General features: G+C 76.4%; 2 protein-coding genes and 1 pseudogene. 2 read left to right on the top strand and 1 reads right to left on the bottom strand.

Going from position 1 to position 2727, the window contains the following annotated elements; translation table 11 throughout:
- Both AE652_RS39110 and AE652_RS39105 read left to right on the top strand, forming a co-directional pair.
- The coding region (locus tag AE652_RS39110) for a helix-turn-helix transcriptional regulator (RefSeq protein ID WP_049660273.1) at positions 1-1019 on the top strand (1019 nt) is incomplete at its 5' end.
- A complete protein-coding gene (locus AE652_RS39105) occupies positions 1016-2257 on the top strand; it encodes a 3-deoxy-7-phosphoheptulonate synthase (RefSeq protein WP_082346257.1) in 1242 nt (413 codons plus the stop codon). The genes AE652_RS39110 and AE652_RS39105, both read left to right, overlap by 4 nt.
- A gap of 122 nt (positions 2258-2379) precedes the next feature.
- Here the strand turns inward: AE652_RS39105 and AE652_RS39100 are convergent.
- Positions 2380-2727: pseudogene (locus tag AE652_RS39100) on the bottom strand (bifunctional 3-(3-hydroxy-phenyl)propionate/3-hydroxycinnamic acid hydroxylase); the annotation flags it as partial.

Raw genomic sequence — 2727 nt, 5'->3', positions numbered from 1 at the left:
GGCTGCTCGGCACCGCCGCGCGCCGCGAGGCCCCGACCGCGACGGCCCTGTACTCGGCGGCGCACGCCGAGGCGGCCCTGCGGCTCGGCGAGCCGACCACGGCGGCCGAGCACAGCCGGGCCGCGCTGACCCACCTCAGCCCCACCTCCTGGGGCATCGCGGTGGGCCTGCCGCTGGGCACGCTGGTCATCGCCGAGAGCCGCACCGGCGAGCACCGCTCGGCCGCCAAGCACCTCACCCACGCCGTCGGTGAGGCGATGTTCCAGAGCCTGTACGGGCTGCACTACCTGTTCGCCCGCGGCGAGCACTACCAGGCCACCCGGCACGGCCACGCGGCACTCGCCGACTTCCTGTCCTGCGGCGAACTGCTGCGCACCTGGGGCCTGGACGGCGCCGGGGTGGTGCCCTGGCGCACCCAGGCCGCCGACGCCTGGCTGCGGCTGGACAACCGGGACCGCGCCTGGCGGCTGATCCACGAACAGCTCAGCCGGGCCGACGCCGACCTGCCGCACAACCGCGGCCCGGCGCTGCGGCTGCTCGCCGCGGCCGGGCCGGCCGGGCGGCGCGGCCCCCTGCTCACCGAGGCCGTCGACCTCACCGAGGCCTCCGGCGACCGCTACGAGCAGGTGCGGGTGCTCACCGACCTGAGCCGGGTGCACCAGGGCTCCGGCAACAGGCGCCGGGCCCGGCTGCTGCTGCGCCAGGCCCTGCACGTGGCGAACATGTGCGCCCTGCGGCCGCTCGTCCAGGAGCTGCTGTCGGTCTCGGCGGACCTCGGCGAGAGCGGCCCCGCCGCCGACGCGCGGGAGCCGGGCGGGGTCGACGCGCTCACCGAGTCCGAGCGGCGGGTCGCCTCGCTCGCCGTACTCGGCTACACCAACCGCGAGATCGCCGGACGCCTGTACGTCACGGCGAGCACCGTGGAACAGCACCTCACCCGGGTCTACCGCAAGCTCGGGGTACGCCGACGCAAGGACCTGCCCGCCGATCTGTGGGCCAACCTGAGGAAGACGGGATGACGACGCCGATGACCACGCCGACCGCCACCAGCCTGACGGTGCACGACGGCACCGGGCCCGACCTCGCCCGGGCCCTGGCGGGCCTGACCGCCGGCCAGCAACCGCGGTGGCCCGATCAGGAACGGGTGCACGAGGTGCGCGCCGCGCTCGGCGCCCTGCCGCCCCTGGTGGAGCCCGCCGCCGTGGACCGGCTCCGGGAGCGCCTGGCCGAGGCCGCGCTCGGCCGGGCCCTGGTCGTCCAGGGCGGGGACTGCGCCGAGACCTTCGCCGGCAACACCCCCGAGCACGTGCGCGCCAACCTGCACGCCCTGCTGCACTGCGCGACCCTGTTCGAGGTCGCCTCCGGCCTGCCGGTGGTGCCGGTCGGACGCGTCGCCGGGCAGTACGCCAAGCCGCGCTCCAGCCCGACGGGCCCGGACGGGCTGCCCTCCTACCGGGGCGACATCGTCAACGGCCTCGCGGCGACGGCCGAGGCCCGCACACCGGACCCGCGGCGGATGCTCACCGCGTACGACGGCGCCGGCGCCGCGCTCGACGTGCTGGACTCGGTGGCCGACGCGACCCGCACCGAACTGTTCGCCGGTCACGAGGCCCTGCTGCTCGACTACGAGGTGCCGCTGGTGCGCGACGGGTACGCGCTGTCCGGCCACTTCCTGTGGATCGGCGAGCGGACCCGCGAACTCGACGGCGCGCACGTCGCCCTGGCCCGCCGGATCGCCAACCCGCTGGGCCTCAAGCTGGGCCCGTCCACCACCCCGGAGCAGGCCGTCGCCTACGCCGAGGCGCTGGACCCGGACCGCGTCCCCGGCCGGCTGACGCTGATCAGCCGGATGGGCGCGGACCGGGTGTCCGACGTGCTGCCGCCGCTGGTGGAGGCGGTGTCGGACGCCGGGCACCCGGTGGTCTGGCTCTGCGACCCGATGCACGGCAACACCGAGACGGCGGCCGGCGGGCTGAAGACCCGCCGCTTCGACCGGATCGCCGCCGAGGTGAGCGGGTACTTCGCCGTGCACCGGGCGATAGGCAGCCACCCCGGCGGCCTGCACCTGGAACTGACCGGCGACGACGTGACCGAGTGCCTCGGCGGTCGCGAGGACCTGCGCGAGGAGCAGCTCCCCGAGCGCTACCTGACCGGCTGCGACCCGCGGCTGAACGGGCGCCAGACCCTGGACCTGGCGCGCGTGGTGGCGGAGATCCTGCTGGAGCACTCCGCCCGGCGGGCGCCCGTGGCGGTCTGAGGACCGCCCACCCGGACCGACGGCCCGCTCCTCCACGCGGAGGGGGAGCGGGCCGTCAGCATGTGCGCGGGAGGGAGAGGTCAACTCCCCACTGGCTCCGGCGGGTTCAGACGGACGGGCCGTCAGGCGGCGAGGTCGGTGCGGAGCGCTTCGAGGAGCGTGGCCAGCTCCGTCCGGTCCGCAGCCGCGCCGTAGACGTAGAAGTCGGGCCGGACCAGCACCGCGACCGCCCCGGCCTCGGCCAGGTACGGCAGGTACACCCCGTCGGTGTCGCCCACCGCGCCCGCCGGGGGCTCCTCGTCGGCGGCCGCGAGTACCCTCACCGCGTGGCCGCCGAGGTCGGCCAGCCAGGCGCGGTCCCCGGCGGTGAGCAGGCTCTCCGGCGGCTCGGTGGTGAGCAGCACGAAGCCGCGCCCCACCACGTCGTCGAAGAGCCCGGCGGGCCGGCCGGCCGCCGTCACCCGCCCCTG

Source organism: Kitasatospora sp. MY 5-36, assembly GCF_001182915.1.
Lineage (GTDB): Bacteria > Actinomycetota > Actinomycetes > Streptomycetales > Streptomycetaceae > Kitasatospora.
This window is presented reverse-complemented; position numbering and strand designations above follow the sequence as displayed.

Bases quoted from the DNA above. Each gene is read 5' to 3' on its own strand.
- AE652_RS39105 (WP_082346257.1), top strand. From the start codon at position 1,016: ATGACGACGCCGATGACCACGCCGACCGCCACCAGCCTGACGGTGCAC.